Source organism: Methanoregula sp., from assembly GCA_041645435.1.
GTDB lineage: Archaea > Halobacteriota > Methanomicrobia > Methanomicrobiales > Methanospirillaceae > Methanoregula.
In genome coordinates this window covers 89,211-105,909 of record JBAZQB010000004.1, presented here as the reverse complement: position 1 = coordinate 105,909, position 16,699 = coordinate 89,211, and the positions used below count along the sequence as shown (strand labels likewise).

Sequence of the window (16,699 nt, the reverse complement as noted above, 5' to 3'; positions counted from 1 at the left end):
GAATACTATAAAAGAGCATATTGCTCTGCATCCGGATCACTGGCATCACCTGCAATGACTATCGACCCGCTGTTTAATGAGTGCGTATGAGGGACTATTATCGTGGATGATTCAATTCTCATTGTAGATGACAGCCCCTATATTGTAGATGGCCTGGTTGCCCTTTTAAAAAGGAAAGGTTTCAAACCGATTGCAGCCCATGGCGGGGACGAAGCTATATCCATTCTCTCAACCAATAAACCCGATCTCATCCTGCTCGACATCATGATGGAACCGATGGACGGGTGGGAAACGTTAGGGAAGATCAAGGCCAATCCGGAAACCAGCGGTCTTCCGGTCCTCATGTTCTCGGCAAAAAAGATCAGCCCCGAAGAAGCACAGGAACACAGCCTTAATATTGAGGATTTTGTCTCAAAACCGGTCAATCCTGCTCAGCTTCTCGATTCGATAAAACGGATCTTTGAACGCCGCCGCAGCGTCAAACAGGATTCTACGGAGGCAAAGGAAGCCGGAATGAATGTCGAAATGGTTGATGAGTATTCCGCGCTCCGGAAGAGTATAGAAGTTGACCGAAATCTTCTTGAAGTATTGAAAAATGCAAGCGGCATGAATATTCCCGGGCATGCTGTCCCTGAAGATGATCTGCAGTCGATCAACAAACTGGATGAGAAAATCAAGGCAGACGAACGCCGCTTAAAAGAGATCAGCGAGACGTTTGCAAAAGGGGACTGAAGTCTTCCAATGAATCGAAGGGAACGTGGGTAATATTTATATAGTTTTCTCACATTGTTATAATGCTGTACATCTTATTCCAAAGTGGGTTCGTAGCTCAGTTCGGTAGAGCGCCTGGCTTTTAACCAGGTGGTCGGGGGTTCAAATCCCTCCGGGCCCGTTGCCACGAGCAATCGTGGGTTTTTTGCGGTGATGCATCTGAGAGGAAATATGTTTATCCGGGAGGGGGTTTTTCATTGAGCACCAAACTGAATGTGTTGAGGCACGCGATGGTGCCAGACCATCAAATCATGAGTGAAGAAGAGGTATCTGAGCTCTTCACCAAATTCAACATCACTACCGACCATTTACCAAAAATTTTCCATGACGATCCAGCAGTCAAGACGATCGGCGCAGAAGCCGATGATGTGATACGAATTATCCGTGAGAGCCATACCGCAGGTAGAGCTGAATCGTACCGTCTCGTGGTAAAGAGACCCAAGAAATAATTCCGGGGGGGATTAAGTCTGATTGACAGAAGTATTTTATCGAGGGCATATTTTTCACGGGAGCATGTTGCGCGCCACCAGCTTGACTCCTATAATTATTTCCTAAAGCACAATCTCCAGAAAGTGGTAAACGAACAGCGGATCATTGAGACGGATATCGAGAACCGTGGCAAGAACAATGAGGCCGTCTGGGTGGAACTGGGCGAGATTACGGTTAAAAAGCCGCTCGTCCGGGAAGCGGATGGTTCGCAGAGTGAACTGTACCCCTGCGAAGCCCGGCTGCGCAACCTGACATACGCCGCCCCCATCCAGCTGGGTTTAACCCTCGTGCATGGAGAGGACCGGCAGGAAGCGATCGTCACTACGATCGGTCAGCTTCCCGTCATGATCGGCTCGACATCCTGCAACCTCTATGGTATGGACGATGCCCAGCGCGTCGCCCATGGCGAGGATGCATTCGATCCCGGCGGATATTTCATTGTTAACGGTACCGAACGCGTGCTCATGACCTTGGAAGACCTTGCGTCCAACAAGATCATGACCGAGTTCACCGAGCGATACAGCGAGCGCATTTATGTGGCAAAGGTGTTCTCGCAGTTCAGGGGATACCGTGCCCTCGTGGTTGTTGAACGCAACAAGAAGAACCTGCTTGAAGTCTCGTTCCCTTCAGTTGCCGGCCACCTGAAATTCGTCGACCTGATGCGTGCACTGGGCATGATCAACGACCAGGAAGTGGTCAATGCGGTCTCGACCGATGAAGACATCCTGACGTTCATGATGCAGAACCTCGAAGAGAGCGAGTGCGACTCGGTTGACGGCGGAGTCATGTACGTAGGTAAGAAACTGGCACCCAACCAGACCCGGGATTACCAGCGCAAGCGGGCTGAGTTCGTGCTGGACAACTATCTCCTGCCCCACCTCAACTACTCCATGCCAGCCACCTTAAAGGAAGGCGACGAGGGATACCAGGAAGCAGTCCTCTCGGTCCGGCTTGCAAAGGCCCACTTCCTCGGAAGGATGGCAGAGGCTTGTTTTGACCTCGTGCTGAACAAGCGCAGGATCGATGACAAGGACCACTACTCGAACAAGCGGCTGAAACTTGCCGGAGACTTAATGGAAGATCTCTTCCGTATCTCCTTAAACCGGCTGACCCGGGACATCAAGTACCAGCTCGAACGCGCCAGCATGCGGCACCGCGATCTCTCGATTGGGACGGCCGTGCGTGCCGATGTGCTGACCGAACGCCTGCTCCACCCGCTTGCTACCGGTAACTGGGTAGGCGGAAGGACCGGGGTTTCACAACTCCTCGACCGCATCGATCACATGGCCGTGCTCTCGCACCTGCGCCGTGTGATCTCCCCGCTCTCGCGTTCACAGCCTCACTTCGAGGCACGAGACCTGCACCCGACCCAGTGGGGCCGGATCTGCCCGAGCGAAACTCCTGAAGGGCCGAATTGTGGGCTTGTCAAGAACTTCGCCCAGATGGTTGAGATCAGCAAAGGTGTGGACAACGAAGAAGAGATCATGCAGATCCTCCACAACCTTGGCGTGGAACAGATCAAGGGTGAGTCACGATGAAGAAATCACGCGTATTTGTAGACGGTGCACTTGTCGGACTCGTGGATGACCCCAAAGCACTGGTCACCGGTATCCGGGCCATGCGCCGCCAGGGCGCGATCGCTTCTGAGGTCAATGTCTCGCATAAGGAATATAACGGCGATGTCGTCATTCTTACCGACCGGGGCCGCGCCCGCCGCCCGCTCATTGTCTTAAAGAACGGTGAACCGCTCATCAGCGATGCCGATCTCCAGAAACTGGCCAAAAAAGAGATCGATATGTCCTGGTTCGTCCAGCGCGGCATGATAGAGTTTCTCGATGCCGAGGAGGAAGAGGATCTCCTCATCGCGATGAACTTTGATAAGATCACGCCCGCTCACACCCACCTTGAGATCGACCCCTCCCTGATCCTGGGTATCGGTGCTGCGCATGTCCCGTTCCCGGAGCACAATGCCAGTCCGCGTGTCACCATGGGCGCAGGAATGGTCAAGCAGGCACTCGGTTTCGGTTGCGCCAATATGAAGCTCCGCCCCGACACCCGCGGGCACCTGCTCCACTACGTGCAAAAACCGCTCACCCACACGCAGACCTCAGAACTGATCGGCTCGGATGACCGCCCTGCCGGACAGAACTTTGTCGTTGCAATCCTCTCCTACGAAGGCTACAATATTGAAGATGCACTCATCTTCAACAAAGCCTCTATCGAGCGGGGTCTCGGACGCTCCCACTTCTTCCGTACGTATGAGGGAGAAGAGCGCAGGTATCCCGGCGGACAGATCGACCGCATTGAAGTCCCTGAAGAAGAAGTCGCCGGTGCCCATGGTGCCGAATCCTACAAGAATCTCGATGAAGATGGCGTTATCAACCCCGAGACCGTTGTGGCTGAAAAGGATGTCCTGATCGGCAAGACTTCCCCGCCCCGGTTCCTTGAAGAACCAACCGGTGAATTGATCGCCGTCGAAAAGCGCCGCGACACATCCGTTACCATGCGCAGCAACGAGCACGGCATTGTCGACACCGTGATCATCACCGAGGGCGAGAACAGCTCCCGGCTGGTCAAGGTGCGCACGAGAGATCTCCGTGTACCGGAAGTCGGTGACAAGTTCGCATCCCGGCACGGACAGAAAGGAGTTATCGGTCTGATCACGCCACAGGAAGATATGCCGTTCACCGAGAGCGGTCTCTGCCCTGACCTTGTGATCAACCCCCACGCCATCCCCAGTCGTATGACCGTCGGTCACATGCTTGAGATGATTGGCGGGAAAGTCGGGTCGCTGGAAGGACGACGTATCAACGGCACCGCATTCGGTGGCGAGAGCGAGGCAAATATCCGTGCATCCTTAAAGGCGCTCGGGTTCTCTCACAATGGCCGCGAGGTCATGTATGACGGTATCACCGGCAAGATGTTCAAGGCCGATGTCTACATCGGTGTGATCTACTACCAGAAACTCTACCACATGGTATCGTCCAAGATGCACGCCCGTTCCCGTGGACCGGTGCAGGTGCTCACCCGCCAGCCGACAGAAGGCCGTGCCCGTGAAGGCGGTCTCCGGTTCGGTGAGATGGAACGAGATGTCATGATCGGACACGGTGCTGCAATGGCACTGAAAGAGCGTCTGCTCGATGAGTCGGACAAGGTCATGGAATATGTCTGCGCACACTGCGGTATGGTTGCGATGCTTGACCGCAAGCGCAACATGACCCGGTGTCTTGCCTGCGGCAACGAGACCGATATCTACTCGGTCGAGATGAGTTACGCGTTCAAGCTCCTGCTTGACGAGATGAAGAGTATGGGAATTGCACCCAGGTTGAAATTACAGGACGTGGTGTAAGATGCCATCCCCAAAACGAATCGGACAGATTGAGTTCGGTCTGTTATCCCCCAAAGAGATCCGCGAGATGAGCGTGCGGAAGATCATCTGGGCAGACACCTATGATGACGACGGGTTCCCCTACCCCCAGGGACTGATGGACTTAAACTTAGGGGTCATTGATCCCGGTCTCCGGTGCAAGACCTGCGACCAGAAGGCCAGCGAATGTCCCGGGCATTTCGGGCACATTGAGCTTGCAAAACCGGTCATCCATGTCGGATATACCCGGTTGATAAGAAAACTCCTGCGTGTGACCTGCCGCTCCTGCGGTCGCGTGCTGTTAAGCCCTGAAGAGATCGAGAAGGTAGTCGGGACGGAAGAAGACCAGACCGGCGACCTGCTCTCAGAAAAGGATGTGAAAAAGGAGCGCATCTGCCCCCACTGCGGTGACCAGCAGCTCAAGATCAACTTCGAGAAACCGACAACATTTTCTGAAGTGGTCATTGAGGAAGGAAAGAAGGTTGAGCACAAGCTCACTCCTGCTGACATACGATCCCGCATGGAAAAGATCCCCAACGAGGACTTAATCCCGCTGGGTATCAACCCTGATGTGGCCCGTCCTGAATGGACGATCTTAACCGTGCTGCCGGTTCCACCGGTCACGATGCGCCCGTCAATTATCCTGGAGAACGGACAGCGTTCGGAAGATGACCTGACCCACAAGCTGGTGGATATCATCCGTATCAACCAGCGGTTCAAGGAGAACCAGGATGCGGGCGCCCCCCAGCTGATCATTGAGGATCTCTGGGAACTGCTCCAGTATCACGTTACCACGTACATGGACAATGAAGTGGCAGGCTGCCCGCCGGCACGCCACCGCAGCGGTCGCCCGTTAAAGACGCTGTCACAGCGTCTCAAGGGTAAAGACGGCCGTTTCCGTGGATCCCTCTCCGGTAAGCGTGTGAACTTCTCATCCCGTACGGTTATCTCTCCGGACCCGAACCTGTCAGTACGGCAGGTCGGGGTTCCCCGGGCAGTAGCAAACGAGATGACGATTCCCGTGCGCGTAACCATCCACAATATCGAGGAACTCAAGCAGGTTGCCCGGACCGGGCCTGTCCGCCCGAATGTCAATGCCCCCTGTGGTGCCAACTATGTCATCCGCCCGGACGCCCGGCGTCTCCGGCTCGCTGAAGGCAACCTCGATACGGTCGCCGACATGATCGAACCGGGCTGGACCGTTGAACGGCAGCTCAGGGATGGCGATGTTGTGCTCTTCAACCGTCAGCCCTCACTGCACCGTATGAGTATCATGGCGCACCGGGTCAAGGTCATGGAAGGCAAGACATTCCGGCTCAACCCGGCCGTCTGTCCTCCGTATAACGCTGACTTTGATGGTGATGAAATGAACATGCACGTGCCCCAGACAGAAGAAGCGCGTGCGGAAGCCACCATCCTCATCTCTGTGCAGGAAAACATCTTATCACCGCGTTTCGGCGGCCCCATCATCGGTGGAATCCACGACCACGTCTCGGGTATCTTCATGCTCACGCATGACACCCGCTGGTTCACCAAAGAAGAAGCTCTCTACCTGCTCCGGTATTCCCATATTGAACGCATGCCGGCACCGGGCAAAGTAGAGAACAAGATAGAATACTGGAGTAACAAACAGGTATTTTCCACTATTCTTCCCGACAGCCTCAACATGGTTTTCCAGGCAAGTTCCTGCCAGAACTGTGAGATCTGTAAAAAGGAACTCTGCGAACGGGATGCATATGTCCGGATCTTTGACGGAATCCTTGAGTCAGGTACCATCGACAAGAAGGCAGTCGGTGCATTCGACGGCCAGATCGTCAACCGTATCATCCGCCAGCAGGGGATGAGCCGGGCAACCGATTTCATCGATGACATGACCAAGCTCTCCATCCGTTCGATCATGTTCGATGGTTTCTCGTTCGGTATCGATGATGAAGACCTGTCCAAGACCGAGTACGGCCAGATCGAAGAGATTCTCAAGAACGCAGCACTCGATGTTGACCGCCGTATCAAGATCTACGAAGACGGCCAGCTCGAACCTATGCCCGGGCGTACTGTTGAAGAAACGCTCGAGATGCAGATCATGCAGGTGCTCGGAAAAGCCCGTGACCTGACGGGTCAGATTGCAGGCCAGCACCTTGGTCTGGGTAACAGCGCAGTGCTGATGGCCGTCTCCGGTGCCCGTGGTTCGATGCTCAACCTGACCCAGATGGCGGGTTGTATCGGCCAGCAGTCCGTTCGTGGTGAGCGTATTATCCGTGGTTATGATGACCGCACGCTCCCGCACTTCAGGAAAGGAGAGCAGGGTTCGGATGCACACGGGTTCATCCAGCACAGCTACAAGGGCGGGTTAAACCCGACCGAGTTCTTCTTCCACGCAATCGGTGGCCGTGAAGGTCTCGTCGACACGGCCGTTCGTACATCCCAGAGCGGGTACCTCCAGCGCAGGTTGATCAATGCACTGCAGGACCTCAAGGTAGCATATGACGGCAGCGTGCGGACAACCGGTGGCAGGATCATCCAGTTCGAGTATGGCGAAGACGGCACTGACCCGACCAAGAGCGCCTTTGGCGACCCGGTCGATGTCAAGGGTATTGTCGAGAGTATCTTAAAGGAGGAAGTCTGATGGCGCTTGCAGAGAAATTCGAGAAAAAAGTTGAGGCCGCTGACCTCCCGGTCAAGACAAAAGACCAGATCCGCAAGTTCCTTGAAGATAAGGAGATCACCGATACCCAGTTCAAGCAGATCCTTGAACGGGTCATCAAGGAGTATCTCTCCACACGTATCGAGCCCTGTGAGGCAGTAGGTGTGATTGCCGCCCAGTCCATCGGCGAGCCCGGTACACAGATGACGATGCGTACATTCCACTACGCAGGTGTCGCTGAGATCAACGTTACCTTAGGTCTGCCGCGTCTCATCGAGATCATGGATGCCCGAAAAGAGCCCAGCACCCCGACCATGACGGTCTATCTCGAGGAAGATTACCGTAACGACCGTGACCGTGCCCGTGAAGTCAGCTGGCAGATCGAGGCAGCACCCCTTCATGAGTTCGGGGATATCACGACCGACATGGAGAACATGCACGTGATCGTGCACCTGAACACCAAGGTCTGCGACAAGCGCAAAATCTCACCGGGTGAGATTATGGAAGTCGGCCCCAAGAAGATCCGTGACCGCCGGCACTACCGTGACTTCGACCACGAGATCGATGAGGATAAAGCCACGATCATCTTCTCCCCAAAAGACAAGGAGAGTTACCAGAATCTCTTCCAGCTCGCAGAACACGTCAGGAACGTGATTGTGCAGGGCATTGATGATATTATGCGGGTCGTCGTCAGAAAGGAGGGAGGGGAGTATATACTTTATACTGAAGGCTCCAACCTTAAAGACGTATTTGATGTAGCTGGTGTGGACACCACGCGTACCCGTACCAATAACATCAGTGAATGTGCTAACGTGCTCGGCATCGAAGCAGCCAGAGAAGCAGTCATCCATGAAGCGGTATCCACGCTCAATGAGCAGGGTATCTTAGTTGATGTCCGTCATCTGATGCTTGTTGCAGATATGATGTGCATGGAAGGCGAAGTCAAACAGATCGGGCGCCATGGAATTGCTGGCGAGAAAGAGAGCGTTCTCTCGCGTGCAGCATTCGAAGTGACGGTCAATCACCTGCTTGATGCAGCCGTTGCAAATGAAGTAGACGAACTGAGCGGCGTTACCGAAAATGTCATTGTCGGTCAGCCAATCCAGCTCGGTACCGGCGATGTAAAACTTATCGCAGTCAGACAACACGACAATTAAACTTTAACACGAGGAATTGTATATGGATTTTAATGCTTCACTCAGAAGAGCTATCAAAACCGGAAATGTAATTCTTGGCCAGAACAACACCGAAAAATGCGTAAAAGAGGGCAAAGCCCAGATGATCGTCATTGCAGGCAACTGCCCGGCAGCCTTCAAGTCAAAAATTACCGCTACAGAAAATCTCTTCATCCATACCTATGAAGGGTCCAGCATGGCGCTCGGAAAAGCCTGCGGAAAACCATTCATGGTCAGCACGCTAGCGATCATCAGCCCGGGCGAATCAGATATCCTGTCCCTTAAGAGGGCATGATATGGTCGAAGTAAAACTTACTGAAGACTGTATGCGTCTGATCTCTCAGTTCGAGAGTCTGACTGGCGCGGGAAGCCGCGACTGCGTGATGGATGAGCGCAATGCCCGCCTCATCTTTGTCATCAACCCCGGCGATATGGGGCTTGCGATCGGCAAGAAGGGAGCCTCGATCAAGAAGGCTTCCGAAGTGATGGGCAAGAAGATCGAAGTCGTTGAGTACAACAGCAATGTCGAACAGTTCATCAAGAACTGTTTCCTGCCTGCCCAGGTCACCTCCCTGCTCTTTGACGGGGAGCCCGGCGAGCAGACGGTTCAGGTCGAAGTCAGGGACGAGGACCGGGGCATTGCGATTGGAAAGGACGGAAAGAACATCTTCAAGGCAAAAAAGCTCGCACAGCGCCAGCACGATATCGCTGATGTGCAGATCCTCCAGAAAGAGATGGATGAACAGCCATCAGCAGCTGACGAACAGTCTCACCTATAATTCTTTTTTTGATTTTACCTGTCGTTGTGGTGATTCTACAGGTAGGTGTACGTTTAAGAAAAAGAACGGGCTTGGAGGGATTTGAACCCCCGACATCCGGGTTAGAAGCCCGGCGCTATGTCCAAGCTAAGCCACAAGCCCTCTTGGTGCCTGATAACTACGTTCTACAGGATAATTAATGTGTTTCATGCGGCGCATTGTTTCGCACGGACAAAACGAGATTCTTCGCTCTCAATTATTTTTAATGAGATTGTTGTTCCCCTTTTTAATCAGGTTTCATGAACGGTGAATAAGTGAGTCAGACAATCGCTGGGCACAGGTGGTTGTTAGAAAAGTAATTTAATAAAATTTATCAGATGATGATACCCAAGTATTTTTATTCGTTTGAACGATCGGGAAGTCTGACATGAAAAAAAACTTTCTTGTGATTTGTGCGTTGTTGCTCCTGCTGCTGCTTCCATCTGTAGTCTCCGCGGTCGGAAATATTACCGTAAATTCCGCCCCAACCGGGGCAACAATTCTTCTGAACGGGACCAATACCGGCAGTACTACTCCGGCGACCATTGAAAATATCCCTGCCGGATCGCACACGATATTGTTGCAAAAAACCGGATATCAGGATAATTCGCAGACGGTTACTGTCACTGATAACGCAACTAGTACCGTTTCCCAGACTTTGACGGCAGTTATTACAGCACCCACCATCACCAGCATCTCTCCTGCCAGCGGGTACAACTCCTCTACAGTCAGCATTACCAGTATTACCGGAACAGGATTCTCAACCAGCTCTGCACCGGGTGTTGTTCTGATGAAAAGCGGGCAGACTAATATCACTGCAACGGGTGTTACCTATACATCGGCAACGAGCATCGCATGCACCTTCGATATCACCAGCAAACAGGCAGGATACTGGAATGTTATCGTGACCAATCCTGACGGACAATCTGCCACCCTTACGAATGGTTTTGAGGTTAAGGACTCTGTTGCTGCGGTAACCTTATCCAGCATCACCCCAAGCAGTGCACAGACCAATTCTACCGTTTCCATCTCGTCTCTATCAGGAACCGGCTTTGTTGTCACTCCCCAGATAATCCTGCGACGATCCCTGTACAATGACTTGTATGGATCGGTTACCTCTGCCACAACGACAAATATTGTTGGAACATTTAACCTTACAAACCGGGTACCCGGCACGTACCAGGTCTGTGTGATCAACTCCGGTACGGATGCCGTCTGCGGCCTGAGCTTCACAGTCACTGCGATAGCATCAACCGCCAACGGCAGCATCAATGTCAAATCCACCCCCTCCATCTCCAAGGTGTACCTGGATAGTGTCTTTAAGGATTATACCCCGATAACACTCTACAACGTCACTCCCGGTACCCACACCGTGATGGTACGAAGCGCCGGCTACAAGGACTATTCAGAGAATGTCATAGTAACTCCCGGAAATATCTCTTATGTAACCGCATCGCTTGTTCTGACTCCAGAAGAGACCACGGTCACGACAACGGCTCCCAAAACAACCGTGACAACGGTGAAAACAACGGTCAAGTCCACGGCAAAAGCCCCCACGCCATGGCCAAGCGCCACGACAACACCGGCTTCGCCTGTCAGCACCCTCGCGATTCTTGGTGCGGTTGGCGTAGGTCTTATCGTACTCAGGAAATGGTAAACTCTTTTTTTTAATTAAAAATGTGGAATGGTATAGTTATCCCGCATGATAGCAGGATGACTTGAGCACTTCGACTTCGGTAGGCCGGCAGAGCCCTTCGTGGAATACTTCTTTGATCACCGATGAAGCGCAGAACTTGACCTGCACACGGGCAGACATGCGCTCCCGCTCCTCGAAATACATCCCGTGGTTGAACTCGACGATCCGTTTCATTGAGATCGCAGTCGAGAGCACATAGACGCAGATCCCGGCATCGCCCGGGCCTAAGTCTGCGAGGTCGATCGAGGTCATGAACATATGGGTTTCCGGGCCGGGCTCGACATCGGCTATGGTCACGATATTATGAGCGCTCTGCAGCTCGATGGTGCGGGGCCTTCCGCCTTTGAGTTCCCTGATAATTTCCGGCGAAATTCCGGTTAATGCAGCACATCTCATCGCAGTCACCCGTACATGATAAGATCTTTTTTCGGCGATTGTTCTGCGGACTGCTGTACTTCTTCAGAGATTTTTTGCATACTCTGCTCGATCTCCACTGCCTGGTCGATGAGTGGCTGCATATCGAGGCTGAGATTGTACATCTTATTGAGCACCTCAATGGTCGCAGCCGCTGCCCGGGGATCAGGCGCATTCACAGTCTCTCCCAAAAGACCGTACCCGGGAATACCACGGGCTTTACATTCCGTCAGCAGGCTGGATGCTACGCCCGATATACTCCCGATCGGCAGTAACAGGGTGTGTTCCTCGATCCGCTTGAGTGCGTCCTGGGTTGTGGCAACCCCAAATACCCGTTTCTCCGGTTCGTTCGTTATGATACCGGCGATCGTGAGCACCTCTTTAGGGTTAAACTGTTCGAGCCAGTCGATAATGTCGCGTGAGGTCTCGTAGCAGATCATGGGATGGATCGGGATGTCCGCGACAATGGCTGCGATATCATTTTTTATATAAATCCTGACCGGGTCGTTGATCACCCCTCTGTTCATCATCGCCAGCGGAGGAAAAAATTTCGAAGTCATCGTGCCAATCTGCTCAAACTCCAGCTGATCGACCATATACTGCAGTGCGATGGTACCGACAAGCCCGCTCCCCGGAAAGCCAATCAGCACCGAAGTACTGCCAGGGGGAAGCGGTTTTGATATGACATTGATGTCTTTTTTCGGGATCATCTCAATCAGGTCATTACGAATAGTATCGAGACGTGAAACGATCTCAGTTTGAGACTCATGGGCGTCTTTCGTCATTAGATTAACATACACGCACTACCTAAAAAATAGTATGCAGGAGTATCCAATCAAACGCGGGTTGACAAAAGATCTCGAGACCCGGATCGTTACTGAATTCAAGACCTGTTTCGGCCTGGAGCCGGAAAAGACTGCCAAAGGACACCGGATAACATTCGGGGCGCTCAAGCGACTCGATGTGACCGCGGGAGCCGGTGGAAAATCGGTCATTATCGATACCGAATCGGACATGAGTGTGAGCGATGAAGTGATCATCGACACGAACAAGCGCTTCAGGAAATATCTCGATGCCGTCACCGGGTTCTCCACCAAGGAACGTGTGAAACGGGCAAAGGGTTCTGAATAGGGTTAAAAATACCCATGGTTACCTGTGACGCGTGCGGTAAGGATGTACCTGAAGGAAATAACTTCTGTACATCCTGCGGCGGGGTCATTGTTTCACCTCCCGGTTTTTCAGGTACCGCCGTTCCGGCGGGACAGGAACTTAAGCCCAAAGAGCTTGTTTCCTGGAAACGGAAGATCCCGCTCATCACAAATCCCTATCTTGTTCTGCAGTGCCTTTTCATTCCGCTCGGCATTGGGATGGTGATGGGAAGTTTCCTCTCCCTTGTCGCCGGAGGGGAGTGGGACCTGCTCGTCCTGATGCTCATCATCGGTGCCGGGCTTTCCGTGCTGTTCCTCATCATCATGCTCGTGCTCCAGATCGTTACGGGCGGCGGTCTTGAAACGGAGTTTTTCATCAGCAATGAAGGTGTTGCCCACAGCGCAGGAAGGACCACCCGGACCCTGAACCGGGTATCAACCGGAGGTTCTGCCGTACTGGGCTCCATGTCGGGAAGCGGTGCAGGACTCCTTGCGATGTCACAGGAGAACAATATGCTCGCATGGAATGAGGTGCGGTACGTATCGGTATACCGCAGGGTGCGGAGTATTGTATTTCGCTCAAAATACCTCATCAGCCCGGTAGTTCTCTATTGTACCGAAGAAAATTTCCCGGGGGTTCTTGCAATGGTAAAGAAATATGCCCCCTCTGCTGCCACCGCTCATATCTGATTTTCTTGTTGTTCCCGGCACTTTGCTTATACGGCCGGGATTTTTCCGGGAAAAATGAAATACTCTTTATGTACCACGTTCAACCACTCTGTACTGATCAGTATGCCGTTCTGTCCTGAATGTGGAAAAGCCGTAGCCCCGAACGCAAAATTCTGCCGGAACTGTGGGGCGTCCCAGCTGGAAGATACCACGACTACCCCTGTGCCTGCACCGGCACAGGTAACCAGACCGGTACCTGAACCCATGCCTGCTCCTGCACCCGTCATTATCCCCCGGGAGCCCCCGCAGCCATCCCCGGTCCCTCTTCCGCCGGAAAGGGTGGAACCACCGGTTGCGCCGTTGCTCTGCAGTTCGTGCGGCAGCCCGCTCTCCCCGTCAGAGAAGTTCTGCGGCATCTGCGGGACACGCGCAGGGCAGGCAGTTCCCCCTGCTCCACAAGTTCCTCCTGCTCCCCTGGCACCGGCAGCCCCGGCAATGGGACAAACACCAGATGTCCGGACCTGCACTGCCTGTGGCAACGTGATCAAACCCGGTGACAAGTACTGCAGCAAATGTCTCGTGATTGTACGGGACAGCCCGCCTCAGGCAGCAGCCAGGGCAGCCACTCCCGCCCCCGCAGGTTTCCCGGTCCCGTCACCGGCACCGGTCATGGAGCCACCCTTCGGAGCCCGGAGCTGCAATACCTGCGGGAACATCATCAAACCCGGCGACAAGTACTGCAGCAAATGCCTTGCCATTGTGCGGGATAATCCGCCACCGGCAGCAGCACCGGTACGCCCCCCGGTTCAACCTGCTGCACCAGCAGCTCCCGGTTCCTATGTCTGTGCATCGTGCGGCAGTCCTATTGCCGGCACAGAGAAATTCTGCGGTATATGCGGTGCCCCGGTTGTAGCAGCCCGCGTTCCTGCACCGGCACAATCACAACCTGTCCAGAAAACCTGCAGCGTGTGCGGAGCTCCCATCAGTGACTCAATAAAATTCTGCGGGGGGTGTGGAGCGCCTGTTGGCGCATCCTTTCGCGCCGCCACGGTAGCACAACCGGCCCCCGATGCCGGTGCAGCCCCCGCAATGCCGCCGTCGGGAGAACAGATTATTGGCGTGATCGGCAATGCCCGGAAGATGAAGATGCTGGGGGCGAGCTGGGATACCTATGCGCTGGTGATCACGGATCGCCGCATGATCATTGCCCAGCTCACGGCAGACATGCTCAATGCCGCTTACAAGGAAGCAGCGGAAAAAGCCAGGACAGAAGGCAAGGGATTTTTAGGGCAGATGGCACACCAGATGGCCGTTGCTTTCCAGTACTGTCAGAAGTATGAGACCATGCCTCCCGATAGCGCACTTGCTGAGACAAAAGGGAACCGGGCGATAGATAATATGCGGATCTCTGCGATCGAAATGAACGACAAAGCAACCCGAAAAGGCTCGATGGACTATCACGAGTTCATCATGACCGTCCAGTCAGCCGACGGGAAATTTGAGTTTTATATCGGCGAGGATGATCGTTTCATCACGATTCTGAAGACCGCCTACCAAAACCGGGTGCACATGCCGGTTGGGTACTTCAGCACCGGTGCGGTTCGGATCAAACTGTTCTGATCCTCCCGGTCATCCTTTTAAAAAAATCTTTTTAAATGTGGTTTAAAATCAATTTCACAACTAATTGTTTTTTGTATCTCAATTAATTGGAGTAATTTTTCAGAATACATTTTTTTATTAATTTTTATTGCTTCAATATTACATGATGACAAAACACAATGTTCAAAATCTCTTTTTAAAAATTCATTTATATAAGTCGATATTTTGTAAATTTCATCTATTTTTTTCTGTTTTTCTAATGGTATATCAACTAATATACCTTGAACACGACAAAAATCATATGAATTTTGAAGCAATTTAATAGGAGCGTAAACTGTGATCGCCGCATTTTCAGTAGTATTATTTAAATTTTCTAACCAGTTTTTAATTATGGGTTCAAGTTCTAAGAGCATTTGAACGTTCGCTTGTATCTCATATTCTAATCCTTTAATCCCATAATTAAAATGGTCAATTGATGTTAATTTTCTGTCAAGATACAAAATAATTAAAGCAATAATTAAAGCACTGATAGTAGAAACAAAAGTAGATAATAAATTCATGAATTCAAATTAAGTGTTCCTTTACAATTATCTTTCTAAGGAATTGTTGAAAAATGAAAAAGATCAGGGTTTTGTTCCCCTATACATCAGTGACAACCCGGCAGCGAATGCAAGGACCGCAGTCACCGGATCGAGAGGTGATTTGGGTGTTGTGGTTACCGGTACGGGTGTGACGGGAAGCGATGTGACCGGCGCGGTAATAACGGGGGTTTCGGTTGTGGGCACCGGTGTCGGGGTATTTGAGTATTGTGCCGAAGATCTCGGTATCAGGGTTACCAGCTCGATCTCATCCGAATCGACCGCGAGTGTTAACCCGTAGAGGGCATACTCATCCGCAATAGCAATGCGCGTACCGTCAGCGCTCACGGCGAGCGCCCGGGGATGGATGATGGAGTCCATCTTCTTTTGTGTCAGGAGTTTTCCGCCGTGGTCCAGTACATACAGGTTCCGGTCTATTCCTGCCGCAACAATCACATGAGCATCCTGCGAAACCGCAACTGCATTGACCCATGCTCCTGCAGGATATGTCCAGTGGACCTTGCCGTACCGGTCCATGGCCCGGACGTTTTTGTCCTGGCTGCCAATCACAATAACGGAACAGTCATAGGAACAGGCCGTGCTGATGATCGCATCCTGGGTGATGTCGTACATCCAGTTGAGGTTGCCGGTGTTCGTGTGCGAAGAGACTCGTTTTCCTCCTGAAGTAATGATGGTGGAGCCATCGCTGGAGAAGAGAATATCAGTATCAATACTGCCATTTTTTATATCCGACCAGACAGGATCAAGGGCCGGTGTCAGGTACTTCAGACCCGTATCGGTTGTAGCAACCACCAGCGTGCCTTGTGGCGAGATAGCGAGCTGTTTTACCAGCGAGGTCTGGTTCCGCGCGAAATTATACCCGTCATTATACCATGAATTGATATTTCCCCGTTCATCAGCAGCGACAATGAACGTGCCGTTTGCAGAGATCGCCACCGCCCGAACCGGGCCTTCCATAGTCCGGGACCAATTCTCCACCCCGTCTTTATCGAGCATTACCACTGTCTTTCCCAAACCATAGACCACATAGTTGCCATCTGCACTCATCGTCGCGATACTCCCCGGATGTCCCCCCCAGTGCAGCTTCCCGTCCCAGCTCCGGACGTACATCTGGCTGCCCCCGGCAAAGACCCGCGAACCGTTTGAGGAGAACATCACGCCGCTGTAAGATGCCCCCTCACCAGGTATGCGTTCTTTCCATGTGGTGCCGATACTTGCCGCAGTGATCGCAGTGGCCGGGACTGAGATACAGATGATGAGAAGTGCCGTGATCGCAAGAAAAATCCGGGTTCCTGATGACATGATATTTCCTACAGGATGGTAATTGGTGTGAG

Annotated in this window: 16 protein-coding genes and 2 tRNA genes; 13 read left to right on the top strand and 5 right to left on the bottom strand. The window is 52.6% G+C overall.

Annotated features, from left to right (window positions below):
- The first annotated feature begins 102 nt into the window (after positions 1-102).
- The 9 genes from WC593_09405 to WC593_09365 all read left to right on the top strand — a co-directional run bounded on the left by WC593_09405 (position 103) and on the right by WC593_09365 (position 9,222).
- Positions 103-732 carry a response regulator gene (locus WC593_09405; protein ID MFA4825358.1) on the top strand — a complete coding sequence of 210 codons (630 nt, stop codon included), beginning with the start codon at positions 103-105 and terminating at the stop codon, positions 730-732.
- A gap of 86 nt (positions 733-818) precedes the next feature.
- Positions 819-892 (top strand) — tRNA-Lys (locus WC593_09400).
- Between the two features lie 76 nt (positions 893-968).
- Positions 969-1,220 carry a DNA-directed RNA polymerase subunit H gene (locus WC593_09395; GenBank protein ID MFA4825357.1) on the top strand — a complete coding sequence of 84 codons (252 nt, stop codon included), beginning with the start codon at positions 969-971 and terminating at the stop codon, positions 1,218-1,220.
- A gap of 18 nt (positions 1,221-1,238) precedes the next feature.
- Entirely contained in the window at positions 1,239-2,798 is a 1,560-nt protein-coding gene (locus WC593_09390) for a DNA-directed RNA polymerase subunit B'' (protein ID MFA4825356.1), read from the top strand.
- Entirely contained in the window at positions 2,795-4,609 is a 1,815-nt protein-coding gene (gene rpoB, locus WC593_09385; protein ID MFA4825355.1) for a DNA-directed RNA polymerase subunit B, read from the top strand. Before WC593_09390 ends, rpoB begins: the two co-directional genes overlap by 4 nt.
- 1 nt (position 4,610) lies before the next feature.
- Entirely contained in the window at positions 4,611-7,250 is a 2,640-nt protein-coding gene (locus WC593_09380) for a DNA-directed RNA polymerase subunit A' (GenBank protein MFA4825354.1), read from the top strand.
- A complete protein-coding gene (rpoA2, locus tag WC593_09375; GenBank protein ID MFA4825353.1) occupies positions 7,250-8,425 on the top strand; it encodes a DNA-directed RNA polymerase subunit A'' in 1,176 nt (391 codons plus the stop codon). The genes WC593_09380 and rpoA2 overlap by 1 nt, the downstream gene beginning before the upstream one ends.
- 22 nt (positions 8,426-8,447) lie before the next feature.
- A complete protein-coding gene (locus tag WC593_09370; protein MFA4825352.1) occupies positions 8,448-8,738 on the top strand; it encodes a 50S ribosomal protein L30e in 291 nt (96 codons plus the stop codon).
- A 1-nt stretch (position 8,739) separates the two neighbouring features.
- Positions 8,740-9,222 (top strand): NusA-like transcription termination signal-binding factor, encoded by a 483-nt coding sequence (locus tag WC593_09365; GenBank protein ID MFA4825351.1) that lies wholly within the window; start codon positions 8,740-8,742, stop codon positions 9,220-9,222.
- A gap of 66 nt (positions 9,223-9,288) precedes the next feature.
- On the opposite strand, the gene WC593_09360 is transcribed toward WC593_09365, so the two are convergent.
- A tRNA-Arg gene (locus WC593_09360) sits at positions 9,289-9,363 on the bottom strand.
- 265 nt (positions 9,364-9,628) lie between these two features.
- Here WC593_09360 and WC593_09355 point away from each other — a divergent pair.
- Positions 9,629-10,897: a PEGA domain-containing protein gene (locus WC593_09355; GenBank protein MFA4825350.1), complete on the top strand. Its 1,269-nt coding sequence runs from the start codon at positions 9,629-9,631 to the stop codon at positions 10,895-10,897.
- Between the two features lie 36 nt (positions 10,898-10,933).
- Here the strand turns inward: WC593_09355 and WC593_09350 are convergent, their stop codons facing one another.
- Positions 10,934-11,332 (bottom strand): DUF473 domain-containing protein, encoded by a 399-nt coding sequence (locus WC593_09350; protein MFA4825349.1) that lies wholly within the window; start codon positions 11,330-11,332, stop codon positions 10,934-10,936.
- A gap of 5 nt (positions 11,333-11,337) precedes the next feature.
- On the bottom strand, positions 11,338-12,060 hold the full coding sequence (locus tag WC593_09345) for a proteasome assembly chaperone family protein (protein ID MFA4825348.1): 723 nt from the start codon (positions 12,058-12,060) through the stop codon (positions 11,338-11,340).
- A gap of 109 nt (positions 12,061-12,169) precedes the next feature.
- Here WC593_09345 and WC593_09340 point away from each other — a divergent pair, with 109 nt between their 5' ends.
- Genes WC593_09340 through WC593_09330 form a run of 3 tightly spaced genes read left to right on the top strand, consistent with a single transcriptional unit; the run spans position 12,170 to position 14,787 of the window.
- On the top strand, positions 12,170-12,481 hold the full coding sequence (locus WC593_09340; GenBank protein MFA4825347.1) for a DUF5611 family protein: 312 nt from the start codon (positions 12,170-12,172) through the stop codon (positions 12,479-12,481).
- A 14-nt stretch (positions 12,482-12,495) separates the two neighbouring features.
- Positions 12,496-13,188, top strand: coding sequence for a zinc ribbon domain-containing protein (locus WC593_09335; GenBank protein ID MFA4825346.1), 693 nt, complete (start codon positions 12,496-12,498; stop codon positions 13,186-13,188).
- 54 nt (positions 13,189-13,242) lie between these two features.
- Positions 13,243-14,787 (top strand): zinc-ribbon domain-containing protein, encoded by a 1,545-nt coding sequence (locus tag WC593_09330; GenBank protein MFA4825345.1) that lies wholly within the window; start codon positions 13,243-13,245, stop codon positions 14,785-14,787.
- Between the two features lie 17 nt (positions 14,788-14,804).
- On the opposite strand, the gene WC593_09325 is transcribed toward WC593_09330, so the two are convergent.
- Positions 14,805-15,326 carry a hypothetical protein gene (locus tag WC593_09325; protein MFA4825344.1) on the bottom strand — a complete coding sequence of 174 codons (522 nt, stop codon included), beginning with the start codon at positions 15,324-15,326 and terminating at the stop codon, positions 14,805-14,807.
- A gap of 63 nt (positions 15,327-15,389) precedes the next feature.
- A complete protein-coding gene (locus tag WC593_09320) occupies positions 15,390-16,667 on the bottom strand; it encodes a WD40 repeat domain-containing protein (protein MFA4825343.1) in 1,278 nt (425 codons plus the stop codon).
- Positions 16,668-16,699: the final 32 nt, after the last annotated feature.

Excerpts from the sequence above, each read along its gene's own strand:
- rpoB (MFA4825355.1), top strand. The coding sequence starts at position 2,795 with ATGAAGAAATCACGCGTATTTGTAGACGGTGCACTTGTCGGACTCGTG.
- WC593_09380 (MFA4825354.1), top strand. The coding sequence starts at position 4,611 with ATGCCATCCCCAAAACGAATCGGACAGATTGAGTTCGGTCTGTTATCC.
- rpoA2 (MFA4825353.1), top strand. The coding sequence starts at position 7,250 with ATGGCGCTTGCAGAGAAATTCGAGAAAAAAGTTGAGGCCGCTGACCTC.
- WC593_09370 (MFA4825352.1), top strand. The coding sequence starts at position 8,448 with ATGGATTTTAATGCTTCACTCAGAAGAGCTATCAAAACCGGAAATGTA.
- WC593_09365 (MFA4825351.1), top strand. The coding sequence starts at position 8,740 with ATGGTCGAAGTAAAACTTACTGAAGACTGTATGCGTCTGATCTCTCAG.
- WC593_09355 (MFA4825350.1), top strand. The coding sequence starts at position 9,629 with ATGAAAAAAAACTTTCTTGTGATTTGTGCGTTGTTGCTCCTGCTGCTG.
- WC593_09350 (MFA4825349.1), bottom strand. The coding sequence starts at position 11,332 with ATGAGATGTGCTGCATTAACCGGAATTTCGCCGGAAATTATCAGGGAA.
- WC593_09345 (MFA4825348.1), bottom strand. The coding sequence starts at position 12,060 with ATGATCCCGAAAAAAGACATCAATGTCATATCAAAACCGCTTCCCCCT.
- WC593_09340 (MFA4825347.1), top strand. The coding sequence starts at position 12,170 with ATGCAGGAGTATCCAATCAAACGCGGGTTGACAAAAGATCTCGAGACC.
- WC593_09335 (MFA4825346.1), top strand. The coding sequence starts at position 12,496 with ATGGTTACCTGTGACGCGTGCGGTAAGGATGTACCTGAAGGAAATAAC.
- WC593_09330 (MFA4825345.1), top strand. The coding sequence starts at position 13,243 with ATGAAATACTCTTTATGTACCACGTTCAACCACTCTGTACTGATCAGT.
- WC593_09325 (MFA4825344.1), bottom strand. The coding sequence starts at position 15,326 with ATGAATTTATTATCTACTTTTGTTTCTACTATCAGTGCTTTAATTATT.
- WC593_09320 (MFA4825343.1), bottom strand. The coding sequence starts at position 16,667 with ATGTCATCAGGAACCCGGATTTTTCTTGCGATCACGGCACTTCTCATC.